Annotated in this window: 13 protein-coding genes; 8 read left to right on the top strand and 5 right to left on the bottom strand. The window is 65.8% G+C overall.

Annotation, left to right across the window (positions count from 1 at the left end):
* The first annotated feature begins 236 nt into the window (after positions 1-236).
* On the top strand, positions 237-1,082 hold the full coding sequence (locus tag HAP47_RS30010; RefSeq protein WP_097670318.1) for a CmcJ/NvfI family oxidoreductase: 846 nt from the start codon (positions 237-239) through the stop codon (positions 1,080-1,082).
* Between the two features lie 161 nt (positions 1,083-1,243).
* Positions 1,244-2,488 (top strand): MFS transporter, encoded by a 1,245-nt coding sequence (locus tag HAP47_RS30005; RefSeq protein WP_173641479.1) that lies wholly within the window; start codon positions 1,244-1,246, stop codon positions 2,486-2,488.
* A gap of 8 nt (positions 2,489-2,496) precedes the next feature.
* Here HAP47_RS30005 and HAP47_RS30000 read toward each other — a convergent pair whose 3' ends face one another.
* Genes HAP47_RS30000 through HAP47_RS29985 form a run of 4 tightly spaced genes read right to left on the bottom strand, consistent with a single transcriptional unit; the run spans position 2,497 to position 5,733 of the window.
* Complete coding sequence (locus HAP47_RS30000; protein WP_173641480.1) at positions 2,497-3,267, bottom strand: anti-sigma factor family protein; 771 nt, start codon at positions 3,265-3,267, stop codon at positions 2,497-2,499.
* A complete protein-coding gene (locus tag HAP47_RS29995; protein ID WP_173641481.1) occupies positions 3,264-3,794 on the bottom strand; it encodes an RNA polymerase sigma factor in 531 nt (176 codons plus the stop codon). The genes HAP47_RS30000 and HAP47_RS29995 overlap by 4 nt, the downstream gene beginning before the upstream one ends.
* Positions 3,791-5,248 carry a YncE family protein gene (locus HAP47_RS29990; protein ID WP_173641482.1) on the bottom strand — a complete coding sequence of 486 codons (1,458 nt, stop codon included), beginning with the start codon at positions 5,246-5,248 and terminating at the stop codon, positions 3,791-3,793. The genes HAP47_RS29995 and HAP47_RS29990 overlap by 4 nt, the downstream gene beginning before the upstream one ends.
* On the bottom strand, positions 5,248-5,733 hold the full coding sequence (locus HAP47_RS29985) for a DUF305 domain-containing protein (RefSeq protein ID WP_173641483.1): 486 nt from the start codon (positions 5,731-5,733) through the stop codon (positions 5,248-5,250). The genes HAP47_RS29990 and HAP47_RS29985 overlap by 1 nt, the downstream gene beginning before the upstream one ends.
* A gap of 265 nt (positions 5,734-5,998) precedes the next feature.
* On the opposite strand from HAP47_RS29985, the gene HAP47_RS29980 reads away from it, so the two are divergent.
* From HAP47_RS29980 to HAP47_RS29970, 3 genes are all read left to right on the top strand, one after another.
* Positions 5,999-7,651: a hydantoinase B/oxoprolinase family protein gene (locus tag HAP47_RS29980; protein WP_173641484.1), complete on the top strand. Its 1,653-nt coding sequence runs from the start codon at positions 5,999-6,001 to the stop codon at positions 7,649-7,651.
* A gap of 7 nt (positions 7,652-7,658) precedes the next feature.
* On the top strand, positions 7,659-9,698 hold the full coding sequence (locus HAP47_RS29975) for a hydantoinase/oxoprolinase family protein (protein ID WP_173641485.1): 2,040 nt from the start codon (positions 7,659-7,661) through the stop codon (positions 9,696-9,698).
* Between the two features lie 107 nt (positions 9,699-9,805).
* Positions 9,806-11,041: an ABC transporter substrate-binding protein gene (locus tag HAP47_RS29970; protein WP_231168464.1), complete on the top strand. Its 1,236-nt coding sequence runs from the start codon at positions 9,806-9,808 to the stop codon at positions 11,039-11,041.
* 165 nt (positions 11,042-11,206) lie between these two features.
* Here HAP47_RS29970 and HAP47_RS29965 read toward each other — a convergent pair whose 3' ends face one another.
* Positions 11,207-12,421, bottom strand: a complete 1,215-nt coding sequence (locus tag HAP47_RS29965; RefSeq protein WP_173641487.1) for a mandelate racemase/muconate lactonizing enzyme family protein — start codon at positions 12,419-12,421, stop codon at positions 11,207-11,209.
* 244 nt (positions 12,422-12,665) lie between these two features.
* On the opposite strand from HAP47_RS29965, the gene HAP47_RS29960 reads away from it, so the two are divergent.
* Genes HAP47_RS29960 through HAP47_RS29950 form a run of 3 tightly spaced genes read left to right on the top strand, consistent with a single transcriptional unit; the run spans position 12,666 to position 17,184 of the window.
* Positions 12,666-15,104 (top strand): CaiB/BaiF CoA transferase family protein, encoded by a 2,439-nt coding sequence (locus HAP47_RS29960; RefSeq protein ID WP_173641488.1) that lies wholly within the window; start codon positions 12,666-12,668, stop codon positions 15,102-15,104.
* Complete coding sequence (locus HAP47_RS29955; protein WP_173641489.1) at positions 15,104-16,180, top strand: ABC transporter ATP-binding protein; 1,077 nt, start codon at positions 15,104-15,106, stop codon at positions 16,178-16,180. Before HAP47_RS29960 ends, HAP47_RS29955 begins: the two co-directional genes overlap by 1 nt.
* Positions 16,177-17,184 (top strand): ABC transporter ATP-binding protein, encoded by a 1,008-nt coding sequence (locus tag HAP47_RS29950; protein ID WP_173641490.1) that lies wholly within the window; start codon positions 16,177-16,179, stop codon positions 17,182-17,184. The genes HAP47_RS29955 and HAP47_RS29950 overlap by 4 nt, the downstream gene beginning before the upstream one ends.
* Positions 17,185-17,224: the final 40 nt, after the last annotated feature.

Below are 17,224 nucleotides of genomic sequence, written 5' to 3'. Positions count from 1 at the left end.
AGCGCGCTCCCTCTCCCGCTTGCGGGGGAGGTGGAGCGGACCCGCGGTGACGGCGAACGCCGCTAACGAATCCGTGATCCCAAAGATATCCATTCGTCGGCGGGTAGCCGCCAGCAAGGATTTTCCCCTTTCGGCCTCTAACAAAACCGCAACATTGCTATTTTCGCCGCGGCCTTGCCGCAGCCGTCAGCGCTTCCAAGATCAATCGGACGAACAATCGAGTCCGGGAGATCACCGTGGGCCTTCAAGAAACTCGCATCGAGTCGCTGCCGTTTGTGACCGCTGAACTGAACTATCTCGCGCCGACGCCGGGCAAGCCCCGGACTTACGCTTTCGATCCGCCGCCCGGCGAACCCAAATCCACCGCACTGCCCGAAGCCCACAATGTCCCGATCTTTGACGGGCGTCTGATCGCCGACAGCTTCTCGCTCGACCGCGAGGGCTTTGCGCTGGTCAAGCATCCAACCATCGTGAAGGACTATTACGACGACAACGAAGTCCGCAATGTCTACTATCCCGCCGTCGAGGCCTTTCTCAAGGCGACACTGAAGGCGGATCGCGTTTTCATCTTCGACCACACCGTGCGCAAGCGTGTCGAGGGGGCGGCTGATATCCGCGGCGGCGGCCCGCGCCAGCCCGCGACCCGCGTCCATGTCGACCAGACCGCCGTCTCCGGCCACAATCGGGTCTTCGAGCATTTGCCTGACGAAGCCGAGCAACTCGTCAAGGGCCGCGTCCAGGTGATCAATCTGTGGCGCCCGATCCGCGGCCCCCTGCGCGATTCACCGCTTGCGATGGCCGACGGCACCACGGTCGCGCCGGAGGATTTGATCGCCTCCGACCTGATCTACCCGAACCGCAGCGGCGAGACCTATTCGGTGAAGTACAATCCGAACCATCGCTGGTTCTACATTCCCGAGATGACGCCGGACGAGGCGATCCTGCTGAAATGCTACGACTCGGCGACCGACGGCCGGACGCGGTTTGGACCGCACACGGCCTTCGTCGATCCGACCACGCCAGCGGATGCCGCGCCGCGCGAGAGCATCGAGCTCCGCACGCTGGTGTTCCATAAGCATTGATGGCGAAGAACGGTACGGCATAAGAGTTGCGCTCCCTCTCCCGCTTGCGGGAGAGGTGTGCCCGCGGATAGGCTGAGCCCATCAGCTCTGCTCCCAAAGTTGGCACCTCTGTCCCAATAATGTTACGCCCCGCCCCAAACTGCTGGGGGAAAGGGCGACTCATGGACGGCGTGGTGACGAAAGAAGCCGCGGGGATCGGGTTCCGCGCCCTGGTCCTTGCACTTCTGGCATTGGCCTGCGGTCACATGCTGTCGACGCTGCTGCGCACGATCCCCGCGATCAGCCTCGATCTGATGGCGCGAGATTTCGGCACCTCGCCACAGGCGCTGGCGAGCCTCACCTCGATCTACCACTTCTCCTTTGCCGCCTCGCAAATACCGGTCGGGGCCGCGATGGACCGTTTTGGCGTGCGGCCGGTGTCGCTGAGCCTTCTCGGAGGTACCGTGGTCGGGACGGTGGTCTCGGCGCTCGCCACGGGGCCCGCGAGCTTCGTGCTTGGGCAACTCATGCTCGGCATCGCCACCTCGGGCATGCTGATGTGCCCGATGACGCTGGCGGCCAAGCAGATGTCGGCAGCAAAGTTCGGCCTGTGGTCCGGCCTGATCCTCTCGATCGGCAATATCGGCATGCTGCTGTCGGCAAGCCCGCTGGCCTTCGTGGTCGATCAGTTCGGCTGGCGCGCCGGCTTCTGGGGGGCGGCCGGCTTCGGCATCGTCGTGCTGATCGCGGTGTTCGCGCTGGTGCCGCGGCAGCCGGCGGCGCATGCAGACGATTCCTCGCCGTTGCAGCAGATGGCCGAGGTGCTGCGGCTCGGCCTGTCGCGCGGCCTGCGCGGATTGATCGCGCTGTCGCTGGTGTCGCTCGGCGCCTCGCTGGTGCTGCGCGGCCTGTGGGGCGGGCCATGGCTGATGGATGTGAAGGGTCTGAGCCGCATCGAGGCCGGCAATGTGCTCGGCCTGTTTACGCTGGCGATGATCATTGGCCCGGCCTGTATCGGCGCCATCGATCGCAAGTTCGGACATCGCCGCACCATGGTGGCGTCGACCCATGCTGTCGCCGCGCTGCTGTTGGTGCTGATGGCCGCCGGCGCGCCGCATTTGGCGGTCTCGAACCTGCTCGGCGCCGCCGTGATGCCGGTGCAGTATGACCTGGTGCTGCTGATCCTGATCGGGTTTGCGACCTCGGCGCAGCCGCTGATCTACGGCATGACGCGTCAACTCGTCGACGCCCAGAACACCGGCAAGGCGCTGTCGTCGGTCAATCTTGCGTTCTTCCTCGGCGCGGCGCTGCTGCAGTTCAGCACGGCCGGCGTTGCGGCACTGTTCGGGCTGCCCGCGGTGCTGCTGTTCATCGCCGGCGCCCTGGTGATCGGGATCGTGCTGTTCTGGGCCTATACCAGGCCCTGACGCGTTGATCAGATTGTCTGTGCCTGCTTGCGGATCTCGTTGGCAAGCGGTCGCAGTTGCTCGGCCGCGCCCGGTCCCACGACGCTATAGCCCAATCCGCCATCGGCCCAGGAGAAGCCGGCGAAGTCGCTGCCCGAATGCGGCGCCATCGGTGCGTTCTGGTCCGATGTCATCGGCCGCGTCAGCACGACAAGCCGGTCTCCCCGATCGTCGTCATACATGAACATGGCCGCGGGGCCATGCGCGGTCGGCACCACACGTCCGCCCATGAAACGATATCCCGACTTGCTCAGATCAGGCAGCTTGACCGGCTGGTGCAATCGGCTGGAAACCCACGCCGCGAGTTCCGTGCTGTCGCGCAGTTCGACCGGCCGGGTGTGATCGGAGGCGTACACCTTGTAGGAGTCGCTTGCTTCCTGCGCGAGCGCGGCAACGCCGCTCGCAGGCCCGTCTGTGGCGCCACGGACCGCCCAGCCGCCGACACCGCCGATCGCAAGCATCAGCATCGCCGCGATCGCCCAACGGAACGACGATGCAGTCGAGCGGCGGCGCTTGTTCTCGATGATCCTCGACAGATTGAGTTGCGGCGGCAGCGGCTCCTCCGCGATCGGCGCGAGCGCTGAACGCAGCAGGCTACGTTGATCCGAGAAGGACGCGACGCGATTCGCCACATCCGGATGGCTCTCCAGATAGGCGGCGACCTCGGCCCGGCGCTCCGGCTCGAGCGCGTGATCGACATAGGCGTGCAGATCGTCTTCGGAGATCGGACGATTGCTCATGGCTTGCTCCGCAACTGCACGACATTCCCCTGCTGGTTGTCCGCGGGCCTTTCCAGCTCCTGCTGCAATCTCTCGCGCGCCCGCGACAGGCGCGACATCACGGTGCCGATCGGGATATTGAGCACCTTGGCGGCTTCCGCATAGCTCAAGTCTTCAACGGCGATCAGCAGCAGCACCGATCGCTGCTCGTCGGGAAGCCTGGCGAGTTTCCCGAGCACGTCTTGATACATCAGTTTCTGTTCCTGCTCGGCGCTTTGCCCGAACTCGTGCTCGCCCGCCTCGTCGATGGCGACATGCTGGACGCGTGCCGCGGCGCTGCGGAACTGGTTGATGGCAAGGTTGTGCAGGATGGCAAACAGCCACGACTTTGCGCTGCCGGTGTCGCGCCGCTGGTGCCAGTGAGTGACGGCGCGCTCCAGGCAGTCCTGCACCAGATCGTCGGCCGCCGCGCGGTTGCGGACCAGCGAACGCGCATAGCGGCGCAACGCTGGAATTACCGGCTCGATCTGGTGCAGCATGTCGCTCATGGCGTCTCGACCTGTACGGCCGCGCCGAACTTCGACGGCTCACCGGGAGCGATGACGAGGTAGCGCCGTTCGGCCTTGCCCGAGCTTTGCACGATCTGCCGGATCGGGCCAGTCACATTGACGATCGCGGAGCCTGCCGGATTGGTCATGAAGGCGGCGAGCGGTTGCACCGTGCCGGTCCCGTCCGCCTTGTCAGCCAATGCCAGGACGTAGTGCTGCTTCGGTTCGAGGCCGGTGACCGAGGCCTGCAGCACCTGGATCAATCCCTGATCGAACAGCGAGACGCTGGTCGGCGGCTTGTCGCCCTTGGCTTCCTTCCTTGGCGCGAGCGCGAGGTGTGCAACCTGGCCGGCGACGCCGAGCGGCTGCAGGTTCTGTCGATCATCAGGATTCGGTGCGGCGTTCGGCACATAGGCGATGGCCTGCGGCGCCTGGCCGATCGGGATGTTGGCGATCACCTTGTTGGTCGCGGTGTCGATCGCGGCCAGCGCATCGGCATTTTCCAGGCCGACATAGACCCGCGTGCCGTCGCCGGACGGCCAGACGCCGTGCGGCAGGTTGCCGACCGGAATGGTCGCGACTTGCGAGAAGTCGTCGGTGCGGAACACCTTGACTTCGTTGGTCCCACCAATCGTGATGTAAGCGAAAGTACCCTTCGCCGTCTTCGCGAAATTGACGTGGTTGGTGATCGGGCCGGTGTCGATCGTCTTGATCGGATTGAACGGCGGCCTGGCGTTGAAGACCTGCGTCTTGCCGGTGTCCTTCAGCGTGAACCATACCTGCTCGCCATCAGGCGAGGCCGCGATGTTCGGGCAGAACGGGCTTTCCTGCTTCACCTTGGCGACGATCTGATGGTCGGCGACCGAGACCACGTCGGTCTCCGGATTGAACGACGAGCAGATGTAGCCGTACTTGCCGTCGGGCGAGAAGATCTGCATGCCCGGTCCCGCCGGCACCTCGATCCGCATCGTTTCCTTGAAGCTCTGCGAGTCGATCACCGAGATGTAATTTTCGCCGCGCACGGTGACCCACACTTCCTTGCCGTCGGGCGTGAAGAACGCCTCGTGCGGAGACCGTCCGACATAGGTGACGTGTTTGACCGCGTTCGTTGCCGTGTCGATGAAGGTGACCGAGTTCGAGCCGATCGAGACGATGGCGAGGGTGTGGTGGTCGGGCGAATAGCCCATGCCGTGGACCAGCACCTGCCCCTTGTAGAGCGGGCTGAAATTGCCGGGCTGCGGATCGCCGAGCCGTATCACGCCGAGCAGCTTATTGTCGACGGGATCGGTGACCGACACCGTGTTCGAGAACTGCTCGGCGGCGTAGACGCGGTCGTGATGGCTGATCGGAATGTCGGGCGAGGACACGGCGCCCGGCGCCTGACCGGCAAACGCGGATGTCGACAGCACGATCATGCTGGTGGCCAACAGGCCCTTCATGAATGGGCTCGCCATCACTTGGTCTCCTGCTTCATCATGTCGTGATGCATGTTCATGTGATCGTGCGTGGTCGCCCCCGGGGCGGGTTTCGGTCCGGGTTGTTGTGTCGGCGCGGGTGTCGTGTCCGTGACCTGTTCGCCGAGCGCGAGCTTCATGGCGTCGATCTCCTGGCGTTGCTCGACGATGATCTCCTGTGCGATCCGGCGCAGCCGCTCGTTCTTGCCGTAGCGGAGTTCGATCACGGCCATATCGATGGCGCCCTGGTGGTGCGGCGTCATCATCGCGACGAAATCGCGATCGATATCGCCGCTCGGCTTGGCGGCCATGTCGTTCATCATCTTGGTCATCGCCGCATCGTTTTCGGCGAGGAAGGCGCTCTCATCGGCCGTCTGCGCGGTCTGGACCGGATGATCGTCATGCGCGAACGCGGCCGCGGCAACGGCGAGCAGGACGGCCGCGCCGAGCGGCGCGAGGCCGGGTTTGAGGAATCGAGGAAGCATTGCGTCACCCTGGGAGTTGTCGGGGAAGTCTGAGCGGTTCGGCCTTTGGGGCCGGCTTGCATGGGTGGGACGCGGTGGCGAGAGTTCTATTCCGTCGCTAGGTCGATTCTTGTCGATCACGACTTGCTGATCGATGGAATACCCCGTTCCGGCCGAACCGGCCGGTTTGCGATCGGCAAGCCACTGGCTATAAGAGGGAATTCCGGTTCCGCTCGACCGGTTCCTCGATCCTCGCTGCGCAATCGCACGCGCCAACAAGGCCAAGATGTCCGCCAAGATCGATCCAATCACCCGCTCCGTGGTCCAGCACCGCCTGTCGTCGATCGTGAAGGAGATGGGCGAAGCCATGCTTCGCACCTCCTATTCGCAAATCCTCAATTCCAGCCGCGATTTTTCGCTGGCGATCTGCGACACCGGCGGGCGGCTGATCGCGCAGGCCGATCACATCCCGGTGCATGTCGGCGCCTTGCCGTGGGCGACGCTCGCGGTCGAGGAACGCTTCAAGGATGTCGCGCCCGGCGACGTCATCCTGCTCAACGATCCCTATCATGGCGGCAGCCATCTGCCTGATCTCACCGCCTTCGTGCCGGTGTTCGACGGCGGCAAGCGGCTTCTGTGGACCATCGTGCGCGCGCATCAGAGCGACATCGGCGGCGCCACCCACGGTGCCTATAATCCGGCCGCAACCGAGATCTATCAGGAAGGCATTCGCATTCCGCCGATCAAGCTCTACGAGGCCGGCAAGCCGCGTGAGGATCTGCTCGACCTGCTGGCGCTCAACATCCGTAACCCCAGGGAATTCCGCGGCGACCTCGCGGCGATGCTGGGCGCCGCGCATCTCGGCGAGCGCCGCGTCTCAAAACTGTTCAGCGAGTTCGGCGCGGAGACTGTCGAGGCCGCGATCGAGGCCATTCTTGATGCCACCGAGCAACAGAGCCGCGCCGTGGTGTCGAGCTGGAAGGACGGCGTGTTCTACGGCGAAGCCTTGCTCGACGATGACGGCCACGGCCGCACCGACATCAGGATCGCCGCCAAGGTGACCAAGACGGGCAGCGATATCGAGGTCGATCTCACCGGCTCCGATCCGCAGTCGACGAGTTTCGTCAACTCGTCGCACGCCAACATGCAGGCGGCGGTGGCGATGGCCTTTGCCTATCTGATTGACGCCGATATTCCCAAAAACACCGGCGCGCTGCGGCCGCTGAAGGTGGTGGCGAAGCAGGGCACCATCGTGTGGGCCGACCCCGGCCGTCCGGTGACGCTGTGCACCAGCCATCCCTCGAACGAAATCGTCGAAGCCATCATCAAGGCGATGTCGGCCTCCTGTCCGGATCGCGTAATGGGCGGATGGGGCCGTAGATTCCGCATCGCGATCCAGGGCGAGGATCCGCGCAACGGGCGCAACTTCATCTGGCACATGTTCCAGGCGCGGCCCGGCGGCGGCGCATCGCCCGGCGGCGACGGCTATTCCTCGATCGGGGAGTGGCACTCGGTCGGCGGGCTCAAATTCGGCAGCATCGAGGTTGCCGAGGTGCGCTTTCCGCTGCATTTCCGCCAGCACGAGTTCCGGCCGGATTCCGGCGGCGACGGCCAGCATCGCGGCGGGCTCGGCGTTGCGCTCGACATGGTGCTGGAGACGGCAAAGCCCGCCAAGGGCAACACCGCCGGCGATGGCGCGCGCCACGGCCCCTGCGGCATGCTCGGCGGCAAGGACGGCGAGCCGCATCACTATCGCCTCTTGTCGGAAGGCCGCGCGCCGCGCGTGTTGAAGACCAAGGAGGTCGGCATCGAGTTGCGCCCGGGCGATTGTCTGGAAATCCGCTCGTCTGGTGGCGGCGGCTGGGGTCCGCCGGAGAAGCGAACGGCGGAGGCGAGGGCGCGCGACGTCGCTCAAGGTCTGGTTTCGAAAGCGGTATAGGGCAGCGATGTACACGATTGGGGTTGACGTCGGCGGCACCTACACCGACCTGGTTGCGATGGATCAAACCGGGCGCACCGTTTTCGCGAAATCGCCGTCCACGCCGGCCGATCAGTCGATCGGCGTCATGGCGGGACTTGAGGAACTGGCGCGCCGCCTCGGCGTCACCCGCGCGGCGATGCTCGCGGCAACCGATCGTCTGGTGCACGGTACGACGGTTGCGACCAATGCGCTGCTCGAGCGCAAGGGCGCCAGGGTCGCGCTGCTGACCACCGAGGGCCATCGCGACGTCGTGGAGATGCGCGAGGGGCTGAAGCCGGACCGCTACGATCTGCGCACGCCGCCGCCCGAGCCGCTGGTGCCGCGCGAACGACGGTTTGGCGTCCGCGAACGGCTGAAGGCCGACGGCAGCGCTGCAATTGCGCTCGATGCCGCCGCGCTCGGCGACGTCATCGCCGAGGTGAAACGGTCCGGCGCGAACTCAATCGCGGTCTGCTTCCTGCACGCCTATCTCAACCCCGCGCATGAGTTCGCCGCGGTCGAGCGGCTGGCGAAAGAGCTGCCCGATGTCAGCGTGTCGCGCTCGAGCGACGTGCTGCCGCAGATCAAGGAGTATGAGCGCGTCTCGACCACGATCGTGAACGCCTATGTCGCGCCGACGGTGCGGCGCTATCTCACCAATCTGGAGCGCAGCCTGCATGAGGCGGGCTTCAAAGGCTCGCTGTTCGTCGTGCTGTCGCATGGCGGCATGGCGCCGGTGGAAGAAGCCTCGCGGCTTGCCGCGGGCACCGTGCTGTCGGGCCCGGCCGGCGGCATCTCCGGCAGCCGCCGCTGCGCCGAGATGCTCGGGATTCCCGATCTCGTGCCGTTCGACATGGGCGGCACCTCGACCGATATTTCCTTGATCGCTGACGGTCAGGCCTCGCTGTCGGCCGACGGCATGCTCGCGGGCCAGCGCATCGCGCTGCGCAGCCTCGACATCGCCAGCATCGCGGCGGGCGGCGGGTCGATTGCCGGTGTCGACGGCAGCCGCACGCTGCGGGTCGGGCCGGAGAGCGCGGGCTCGGTGCCGGGGCCGGCCTGCTACGGCAATGGCGGCCTAGCTGCCGCCGTCACCGATGCCAATGTCGTGCTCGGCTATCTCGATGCAGCCGCCTTCATGGGCGGCGCGCGGCCGCTCGATCGCGCGGCATCGGAAGCCGCGGTCGATCGGATCGCGCAGGCGCTCGATCTGTCCCTGATCGAGGCTGCCGCCGGCATCTACAAGATGATCAATCTGAAGATGGCCGACGGCATCCGCCTGATGACGCTGCGCCGTGGCGTCGATCCCCGCAAATTCGCGCTGCTCAGTTTTGGCGGCGCGGCCGGCATGCATGCGGCCGAAGTCGCGCGCGAGCTCGAGATCAAGCGCATCATCGTGCCGACGGTCGCTTCCGTGCTCTCGGCCTGGGGCATGCTGACCAGCGATCTGCGCTACGAGGTCAGCCGCACCCATTACGGCACCGGACGGATCTCCGCCGATGAGGTGAGGGCGCTGTTCGCCGGGCTGGAGGAGCAGGCCGCTGGCCGGCTGCGCGACTGGTTCAAGGGCGACATCGCGATCGAGCGTTCGGCCGAGATGCGCTACGGCGAGCAGGTGTTCGAGATCGACGTGCCGCTCGGCGACCTCGATCTCGGCGCCGCGGACCTCGTGGCACAGATCGAGGAGCGCTTCCATCGCCGCCACGAGGAGCTCTACACTTATGCCTCGCGCGGGCAGGAGGTGGTGTTCGTCAACGCCCGTGCCGCCGCGGTCGGCAAGGTGGCGCGCGGTGGCGGCGATGTCGGCGAGGCAGCGTCGGCCGCACCCTGCGCGCCTCGCGGCAAACGACAGGCCTGGTTCGGCGCCTGGCGCGAGGTGCCGGTCTATGCGCTCGACGATCTCAAGCCGGGCCATGAGCTGGCCGGTCCCGCGATCATTGAAGCCGAAACCACCACGGTTCTGGTCGACAGCGGCGACCGCGTCGCGGTCAACCCGCTGGGCTGGCTCGACATAACATTGCGCTGAGGTTCGCCTCCGCCATCAACATTTCATTTTCCCGGCATTGGCTTGGGCGATAAGGTCGCCTCCTCGGGAGGGAGCGCCGGCTGCTGCCGGCGTTTGTGGCGATGTTGATGCAAACAAAAAGACAAACCGTGCTTTCGAAATCCCTTGTCCTCGCAGCGATGCTCGCGGCGTCGCCATTGCATGCGCAGCAGTCGCCCGAAGCGAAGACGGACAGCGAGATCCGCGTCGGCAATGTCATGCCCTATACCGGACCGCTCGCCGCGTTCGCGACCATCGGGCGGGCGGAAGCCGCCTATTTCGACATGATCAACGAGCATGGCGGCATCAACGGCCGCAAGGTCAAGTTCGTCTCGGTCGATGACAGCTCCAATCCGAAGACCGCCATGGAGCAGACCCGCGATCTCGTCGAGAGCCAGGACGTGCTGTTGATGTTCGGCTCGTTCGGCACGCCGAGCAACCTCGCTGTGCGAAAATACCTCAACGAGAAGAATATCCCGCAGCTGTTCGTCGCCTCAGGCGACGAGGAGTGGGCGCAGCCGAAAACCTTTCCCTGGACCATGGGCTGGCAGCCGACCTTCCGCGCCGAGGGGCGGATCTACGCCAACTACATCCAGTCCGCCTATCCGTCCCGCAAGATCGCGGTGCTGTGGCAGAACGATCAGTTCGGCCGCGATCTGTTCAAGGGATTGCAGGAAGGGCTCGGCGACACCGCGGGGATGATCGTCGCCGATCTCGCTTTCGACGCGTCGGAGACCGCGATCCAGAACCATATCGGAATCCTGAAAGGCTCCGGCGCCGATATTCTGGTGTTCGACGGTGCGCCGGCGATCGCGGCGCGCGCGATCCGCGCTGCCGCCGACCTCGACTGGCATCCGGTGTTCATCCTCGACAATGCATCGGCCTCGATTGCCAGCGCGTTGCGGCCGGCGGGCTTGCAGAACTCGCTCGGCGTGATCTCGACCTCGTTCCTGAAGGATGCCGGCGACGCCGCCTGGAAGAACGATCCGCAGATCAAGGCGTGGGACGCCTTCATGGACAAGTACTATCCCGACGGCGACAAGGACGACATCTACGCCGTGTTCGGCTATGCCGCCGCCGACACGCTGATGCAGGTGCTGCGCCAGTGCGGCGACGACCTGTCGCGCGAGAACATCATGCGGCAGGCCGCCTCGCTGAAGGACTACCAGAGCCCGATCGCGCTGCCCGGGATCGTGATCAACACCGGGCCGAAGGATTTCCGCCCGATCAAGCAGATGCGGCTGGTGCAGTTCGACGGCAACGCCTGGCAGCCGATTGGCGACGTGATCGAGAGCGCGTTCACGCCGGTGCGGGAGGATAATTGAGCACGGTGGTCACTCCATCACCGTCACCCTGAGGAGGCTGCACAGCAGCCGTCTCGAAGGGGCGACGGCCCGACTGTGGCCGTGCATCCTTCGAGACGACCGCTGCGCGGCCTCCTCAGGATGACGGGTTAGGCGGTGCCCCCGCTCAGCTCCCTAAGTAACCACCTACTTCTTGAGCCCGTAATTCAGCAGGCCGCCCTTGTTCTGCGGCGGATGGGCGCGCAGGCTTTCCTCGTTCGGCTCGGTGCCCCAACCCGGGCGATCCGGGATCACGAGATGGCCGTCGACGAACTCCGGCACGTGGGTGAACAGCTCGTGGTCCCAAGCCAGCCGGTCGATGTCGGTCTCCATGATGCGCAGGTTCGGCACTGCCGCGCAGAAATGCGCGTTCATCATGGTGCAGAGGTGACCGTAGAAATTATGCGGCGCGACGTTGAGCTCGAAATGCTCAGCGGCCGCGGCGATCTTCATCGACTGCCAGACCCCGTTCCACGGCGTGTCGATGATCGCGACGTCCATCGCCTGCTCGGTGAAATAGGGCAGGAATTCGCGCAGGCCCAAAAGCGTCTCGCAGGACGAGATCGGATGCGGGCTCTGGCGGCGGATATAGCCGAGCGCCTGCGGGTTGAAGGTGTCGATCTCGACCCAGAACATATCCATCTTCTCGATGGCGCGAAGGATCTTCAGATAGCCCTCGGTCTTGGCGTTGAAGTTGAGGTCGAGCAGGAGATCGACATCCGGCCCCGCGCCGTCGCGGATCGCCTCCAGATGCATGCAGAGATTGCGCAGCACATTGCGGTCGACATTGATCTCGGGCTGGAACGGCGAGCCGAAGCCGGGCCGCCAGCCTTGCGGCTTGCCATCGGTATAGACGAAGATGTTGGTCTTCATCGCCGTGAATTTCTTCTCGCGCACCTCGGCCCCGATCGCCTTGACGCCGTCGAGATCGGTGATTGCAGGCTTGTACCAATCCGGATGATTGATGCGCCAGGTCGCGCAATGCGACCAGTAGACCCGCACGCGGTCGCGGATCTTGCCGCCGAGCAGATCGTAGCAGGGCACGCCGAGGGCCTTGGCCTTGACGTCGAGCAGCGCGTTCTCGATCGCTCCGAGCGCCAGCGCCACCACGCCGCCGGCGGCGGGGCGCGTCGCGGCGAACAGCTCGACATAGATCCGCTCGTGCTCGAACGCGTTCTTGCCGACCACGCGCGCCGACAGCCGCTCGATCGCAGCCGTCACGCCGGGGGCGCCAAAGCCCTCGTCATATTCGCTCCAGCCGACCAGCCCGTCTGACGTCGTCACCTTGACGAAATGATAATTCCGCCAGCCGGCATCGCAGGCGAGCGTCTCGACGCTTTTGATTGTGGTGGACTTGCTCATGGTTTCCTGCCCGGCGTTTGTTGGTGTTGAAGAGAGCACAATAGCGGATCGAGCAATGCGTCAACCGCACGGCGGCAGACCGTCAGCGCACGCGTGTTGCAAAGTGCTGCGGCAATCCAGCGAATTCCGTCAAGCGGAAGAAAATTCCACTTGCATCACACAGTCGGCGCGGCTTCAAGTTCACGCAACAAGAAACTGAATCAGCCGATGGCATCGGCTGGTCATTTTGTCGCGAGGAAGCGTGATGGGCGCGTTGTCGCATCTGCGGATAGTCGAGATCGGAAGCGCAGCGGCGACGAGCTATTGCGCGCGGCTGTTCGCTGATTTCGGCGCCGATGTGCAGAAGGTCGAGCCGCCCGCGGGCGATCCGCTTCGGCGCACCGCGCCGCTGACCCCGCGGGGGCACAGCGCGTGGTTTGCGTTTCTCAATTTCAGCAAATCGAGTGTCGTCCTCGACCAGAGCGATGCGAGCGCCGCGTCGCGCCTGCGTGAGCTGATTGCCGGCTGCGACATCCTGCTCGATGGGCGCGGCATCGATGCGGCCAATTGTCCCGGCCTCGATCTCGATGCGATCAAGCGGAACAATCCCGGGCTGATCCATCTCGACCTCACGTGGTTCGGCGATCGCGGTCCCTATGCCAATTTCGCAGCGACCGATTCCACGATCCGCGCGCTCACCGGCCTCGTGAAGCTGGTCGGGCCCGAGCAAGGGCCGCCGATGCACGCGCCGGATTTCCAGGCCGGGATTCTCGGCGGGCTGTGGGGCTTCATCGCGGCCGCCTCGTCGGTGCTCGGCCGCATGCAGGATGGGCGCGGGCGCAGCAGCCATCTCAGCCTGTTCGAGGCCTCTATCGCCGTCACCGAATACATCATGTTCGAGGCGTTCCAGCGCGGCGACATCATGCGGCGGATCGGCGTCAACCGGTTCTGGCCGACCTTTCCTGTCGGCATCTACGAGACCAGGCAGGGCTGGCTCGGCGTCACCACGGTGACCCCGGCGCAGTGGCGCGCGTTCTGCGAGATGCTGGGGCTCATCGATCTGCGCGACGATCCGACATTGGTCATGGGCGTCGACCGGCTGCAACGCGTCGCAGAGATCGAAGGCAAGATCCTGCCGAAGCTGAAGCAGCGCACCGCGCAGGAATGGTTTGCCGAGGGTCTCAAGCGCAAGATCCCGATCGTTCCGGTGCCGGAGATTGCGGATCTCATCGCCGACGAAGAAAAGCTTGCGCGCGGCGCCATCGTTCCGATCACGGTCGGTGACGAGACCGGCCTTTCCGCCGGCACGATGCAACGATTGACGGGAACGCCGCCGCTGCGCGGTGGCCGCGTGCCTGATCTCGGCGAGCAGCAGGCGAGGCCCGCGGCCGCGCCACGTGTGCCGGCGCCGGCGCCGAAGCCGGCTCCGACCAATCGCCTGCCGCTCGAGGGCATCCGCGTCGTCGATTTTTCGATGGGCTGGGCCGGGCCGATCTGCACCCGGACGCTCGCCGATCTCGGCGCCGACGTGATCAAGATCGAGGCGACACAGTATCCGGACTGGTGGCGCGGCGTCGACCGCCGCCCGGCCTATGTGCTGGAGCAGATGTACGAGAAGTCGGTGCGCTACTGCATCATGAACCGAAACAAGCGCGGCATCACGCTCGATCTGACCCGGCCGAAGGGGCTTGCGCTGGCAAAGCGCCTGCTCGCCGATGCCGACCTCGTGGTCGACAATTATTCGGTCGAGGTGCTGCCCAAGCTCGGCCTCGGCTACGACGTGCTGAGCAAGATCAATCCAAAGCTCGTGATGATGTCGATGTCGGCGTTCGGTGCCGGCAGCGTGCACCGCGACTGCCGCGCTTACGGCTCGACCCTGGAGCAGGGCTCCGGACTGCCGAGCGTGGTCGGTGATCCCGGCGGTCCGCCTGTCATGAGCCACACCGCATTCGGCGATGCCGTCGGCGGCCTCAACGGCGCCGCCGCGGTGCTGACGGCGCTGATCCACGCCAGGCTGACGGGGCAGGGGCAGTTCATCGATCTCGCGCAGATCGAGTGCATGATGCCGTTCGCCGCACCCTGGATCGTGGCGCATTCGACCGGCGGCAGGCCGCCGACGAAGTATGGCAACCGCCATCCTGATTTCGTGCCGCATGGCTGCTTTCGCTGCGATGGCGAGGACAACTGGATCGTGGTCGCGGTGTCCGACGACGCGATGTGGCCAAGACTCGCGCGGCTGCTCGGCCGCGAGGACTGGGCGACGGACGCGACGCTCAAGTCGGCCGCGGGCCGGCGCGCCATCGAGGCCGAGATCGAGGCTGCGATCACGGCCTGGACCTCGGCACGCGATCCGAACGCGGTGATGGCTGCGTTGCAGGCTGAAGGTATCGCCTCCGGCGTGGCGCGGCTGCCGATCGATCTGCTGCAGGACCCGCAGCTCCACGCCCGCGGTTTCATCCAGCAGGTCGACCGCGCCTTCATCGGCAAGCATCCGCAGCCGTCGATGCCGTTCCGCGAGGGCGATGTACCGTTTGCGATCCGCTCGGTGCCGCCGACGCTCGGCGAGCACAACCGCGAGATCCTGTCCGGCATGCTCGGCCTCTCCGACGCCGAGCTTGAGGAGCTCAGCCGCGAGGGCATCATCGGCACCGAGATGCTGATGGAGGAGCAGCTGGTGAAAGAGAAGAAGCGGGCGGCGGTTTGATGGAGGCAAACCAGCCGGCACAGCGCAAGGCGGAGGGTGCGCGCGACGGCGCGCGGCCGCTGCTGTCCGTGCGCGGGCTCGGCATTCGTTTCAAGACTGCGCAGGGCATCTGGCAGGCGACGAGGCGGATCGAATTCGACATCGCGCCCGGCGAGCGGGTCGGCATCGTCGGCGAGAGCGGCTGCGGCAAGACCATCACCGGCCTGTCGATCCTGCGCCTCTTGCCGGGCAATTTTGCCGGGCTCGACGGCAGGGTCCTGTTCGACGGCGTCGATCTCGCCTCCTGCAGCGCGCGGCAGATGCGCGCTATCCGGGGCAAGCGGATCGCGATGATCTTCCAGGAGCCGATGAGCGCGCTCGATCCGGTCTTCACCGTCGGCCACCAGATCGCGGAGACGCTGCGCGTCCATACCGATGTCAGCTACGAGGAAGCGCGCGCCAAAACGCTGGAGATGCTCCGCCGCGTCGGCATCGCTTCGCCGGAGCGGCGGATCGACGACTATCCGCACCAGCTCTCCGGCGGCATGCGCCAGCGCGTGATGATCGCCGCGAGCCTGATCTGCGGGCCGCAGCTCCTGATCGCGGACGAGCCGACAACCGCGCTCGACGTCACCGTGCAGGCGCAGATCCTCGAGCTGCTGCGCGACATCAGCGAGACCTCGAAGACCGCGCTGATGCTGATCACCCATGATCTCGGCGTCGTCGCCGAGACCTGCACGCGGATGATCACGATGTATGCCGGCGAGGTGATCGAGGACGCCACCGTCGATGAGGCGCTGGTGCGGCCGCTGCATCCCTATACGTCGGGGCTCCTACGCTCGCTGCCGCATTTGAGCCCGCGGCACGGCCGGCTGCCGTCGATCCCGGGCCGGGTGCCGTCGATCGCGGAGATGCCGGCCGGCTGCCGCTTCCGCGCCCGCTGCGCGCATGCCGCCAGGGGCTGCGAGACGGAGCAGAAGCTGCAGGACGCCGGCGGCGCCCGCAAGGTGCGCTGCTGGCGCTTTGCCGAGCTCAATCTGCCGGGCGCGCTGCATCCGCCCGATACGCCGGCTGCTGCGAAGGTCGCGACGCAATGACCGCAGCATCTGCTGAACAGCGCGGCGAGCCCATCGTATCGGTGCGCGACCTCGAGGTCCGCTTCCAGACCTCGGACCGTCGCGCCACCGTGAAGGCGGTCGACGGCGTCAATTTCGACGTCCGCCGCGGCGAGACTTTTGGCATCATCGGCGAATCCGGATCGGGCAAGACCACGATCGGCCGCGCGCTGGTGTTTCTGCTGAAGCCGAGCGCCGGCGCCATCCTGCATGACGGCATCGACCCAACGGCGCTGCCGCGCCAAAATTTCCAGAGCCATCGCCGCGACTATCAGATCATCTTCCAGGATCCGAACGCGGCGCTGAATCCGCGCATGACGATCCTGGCCTCCGTGCTCGAGCCGCTGCAGCTTGCCCGCGTCGGCAGCCGCGCCGAGCGGGAGCGGCTAGCGCGGGAGGCGCTGGAGCGCGTGGGGCTGCCGCAGGAGTTCGGCGAGCGCTATCCGCACCAGCTGTCCGGCGGGCAGAAGCAGCGCGTCGTGATCGCCCGCGCGCTGACGCTGAAGCCGAAACTGATCGTCTGTGACGAGGTGGTGGCCGCGCTCGACATGTCGATCCGTGGCGACGTGCTCAATCTGTTTGCCGATCTGCAGCGCGATCTCGGGCTGACCTATGTCTTCATCACCCATGATCTCGCCGTGGTCTCGCATATCAGCGAGCGCGTCGCGGTGATGTATCTCGGCCAGTTCGTCGAGCTCGGGCCGACCGAGGAGGTCGCCGAGCGCCCGCTGCACCCCTACACGATCGCGCTGCTCTCGGCCGAGCCGCGGCCGCTGCCGTCGGCGATGCGCGAAGCGCAGCGGATCGTTCTGCAGGGTGAGGTGCCGAGCCCGATCGATCCGCCCTCGGGTTGCCGCTTCCGCACCCGATGCCCGCATGCGCAGCCGCTCTGCACCGAGCGTGTGCCGGAGTGGCGCGAGCTGAAGCCCGATCACTGGGTGGCCTGCCATTTCGCCGACCGCCCGAATTTTTCGCCGAGAGCATGATCCGGAAAAGTATGATGTGGTTTTCCGAGAAGATCATGCT

Source organism: Bradyrhizobium sp. 41S5 (assembly GCF_011516665.3).
GTDB lineage: Bacteria > Pseudomonadota > Alphaproteobacteria > Rhizobiales > Xanthobacteraceae > Bradyrhizobium > Bradyrhizobium quebecense.
The sequence above is the reverse complement of the archived record's forward strand: the minus strand, read 5'-3'. Positions and strand labels throughout refer to the sequence as shown.

Bases quoted from the DNA above. Each gene is read 5' to 3' on its own strand.
- HAP47_RS30005 (WP_173641479.1), top strand. From the start codon at position 1,244: ATGGACGGCGTGGTGACGAAAGAAGCCGCGGGGATCGGGTTCCGCGCC.
- HAP47_RS30000 (WP_173641480.1), bottom strand. From the start codon at position 3,267: ATGAGCAATCGTCCGATCTCCGAAGACGATCTGCACGCCTATGTCGAT.
- HAP47_RS29995 (WP_173641481.1), bottom strand. From the start codon at position 3,794: ATGAGCGACATGCTGCACCAGATCGAGCCGGTAATTCCAGCGTTGCGC.
- HAP47_RS29990 (WP_173641482.1), bottom strand. From the start codon at position 5,248: ATGGCGAGCCCATTCATGAAGGGCCTGTTGGCCACCAGCATGATCGTG.
- HAP47_RS29985 (WP_173641483.1), bottom strand. From the start codon at position 5,733: ATGCTTCCTCGATTCCTCAAACCCGGCCTCGCGCCGCTCGGCGCGGCC.
- HAP47_RS29980 (WP_173641484.1), top strand. From the start codon at position 5,999: ATGTCCGCCAAGATCGATCCAATCACCCGCTCCGTGGTCCAGCACCGC.
- HAP47_RS29975 (WP_173641485.1), top strand. From the start codon at position 7,659: ATGTACACGATTGGGGTTGACGTCGGCGGCACCTACACCGACCTGGTT.
- HAP47_RS29970 (WP_231168464.1), top strand. From the start codon at position 9,806: ATGCAAACAAAAAGACAAACCGTGCTTTCGAAATCCCTTGTCCTCGCA.
- HAP47_RS29965 (WP_173641487.1), bottom strand. From the start codon at position 12,421: ATGAGCAAGTCCACCACAATCAAAAGCGTCGAGACGCTCGCCTGCGAT.
- HAP47_RS29960 (WP_173641488.1), top strand. From the start codon at position 12,666: ATGGGCGCGTTGTCGCATCTGCGGATAGTCGAGATCGGAAGCGCAGCG.
- HAP47_RS29955 (WP_173641489.1), top strand. From the start codon at position 15,104: ATGGAGGCAAACCAGCCGGCACAGCGCAAGGCGGAGGGTGCGCGCGAC.
- HAP47_RS29950 (WP_173641490.1), top strand. From the start codon at position 16,177: ATGACCGCAGCATCTGCTGAACAGCGCGGCGAGCCCATCGTATCGGTG.